At 80.4% G+C, this 1488-nt stretch carries 1 protein-coding gene; it reads left to right on the forward strand.

Features of this window, described 5'->3' with window-relative positions:
- Positions 1–295: 295 nt before the first annotated feature.
- Positions 296–1488 (forward strand): mannose-6-phosphate isomerase, class I (manA, locus tag HLB09_RS16960; protein WP_212771301.1); only part of this gene is annotated, 1193 nt, incomplete at its 3' end.

Below are 1488 nucleotides of genomic sequence, written 5' to 3' on the forward strand. Positions count from 1 at the left end.
GACGAGGGTCGTGAGCAGGCGCCGGCGCCCGGCGGCCCGGGCGGCGCCCGCCACCGGTCGGCCGCCGTCGTCCGCGGCCGGTCCGGCGACCCCGCGCTGCTGCGGCAGCCGGGCCTCCTCGACGTGCTCCTCGGCGGGATGCTCCTGCGTCACGAGGACGTCCTCGGGCGCCCGCGCCCCGGACTTGAGGCCCGGGGCGCCGCCGGCGTGCGGCGCCGCCGTCCCGTACCAGCGCCCCGCCGCCCGGGCCCGGGGCGGGCCTCCCGCGCTCGTGGGGCCCCGTAGCCTCCGGCGCGTGGAGCTGCTGACGGGCGTCGTCCGGGACTACGCGTGGGGGTCGCGCACCGCGCTGCCCGAGCTGCTGGGGCTGGCGGCCGACGGCCGCCCCCAGGCCGAGCTGTGGCTCGGCGCCCACCCCGGCGCCCCGGCGTCCGTGGCGGGGGAGCCGATGGACGCCGTCGTCGCGCGCGACCCCGCGGGCGTCCTCGGCCCGCGCGTGCGCGAGCGCTTCGGCGACCGGCTGCCCTACCTGCTCAAGGTGCTCGCCGCCGGCGCGCCCCTGTCCGTCCAGGTGCACCCGAGCGAGGAGCAGGCCCGTGAGGGCTTCGCGCGCGAGGAGGAGGCCGGCGTGCCGGCCGACGCGCCGCACCGGTCGTACAAGGACCCGCACCACAAGCCCGAGATGGTCGTCGCGCTCACCCCGTTCGAGGCGCTGTGCGGTTTCCGGGACCCCGCGGTCGCGGCGGCCGCGCTGCGGCGGATGGACGTGCCGTCGGCGGCCCGGCTCGTCGAGGTGCTCTCCGGCGACGACGCCCCCGCCGCGATCCGCGAGGCGCTGTCCTACCTGCTGTCCGGCTCCGAGGAGGTGGCCCAGCTCGTCGAGGACGTGTCCGCGGCCTGCGCGGAGGACGGGCCGGTGGGCGACGGCCCGGCGGACGCCGTCGAGGCGGCCGGGGAGCCCGTGCCCGGCGGTCCGGCGCCCCTGCCCGACGAGCTCGGCGGTCCGGCCGGCGGCGTCGCCGGGGCCGCGGGGGAGCGCGGGCGCATGGAGGAGGTGCCGGACGAGCCCGTGGACGGCGCCGTCGACCCCGACCGCCGCACCGTCGCCGAGCTGGCCGCCCACCACCCGGGCGACCCGGGCGTGCTCGTGGCGCTGCTGCTGCACCGCGTGCGCCTCGAGCCGGGCGAGGCGGTCTGGCTGCCGGCCGGCAACGTGCACGCCTACCTGTCCGGCACGGGCGTGGAGCTCATGGCCGCCTCCGACAACGTGCTGCGCGGCGGGCTCACGACCAAGCACGTCGACGTCGCCGAGCTGCAGCGGGTCGTCGACGCGCGGCCCGTGGCCGTGCCGCGGGTGGAGCCGGTGGCCGGCGAGGGGTCCCTCGTGTGGCGGCCCGGCCCCGACGAGGTCGAGCTGTGGCGCCTGGAGCCTGCGGGGGGCGACGTCGCCGGGCCGGTCGACGGCCCGCGCGTCGTCCTCTGCACCGC

Origin of the sequence: Pseudokineococcus marinus (assembly GCF_013004605.1) — a bacterium.
In the GTDB taxonomy this organism is placed as follows: Bacteria; Actinomycetota; Actinomycetes; order Actinomycetales; family Quadrisphaeraceae; genus Pseudokineococcus; species Pseudokineococcus marinus.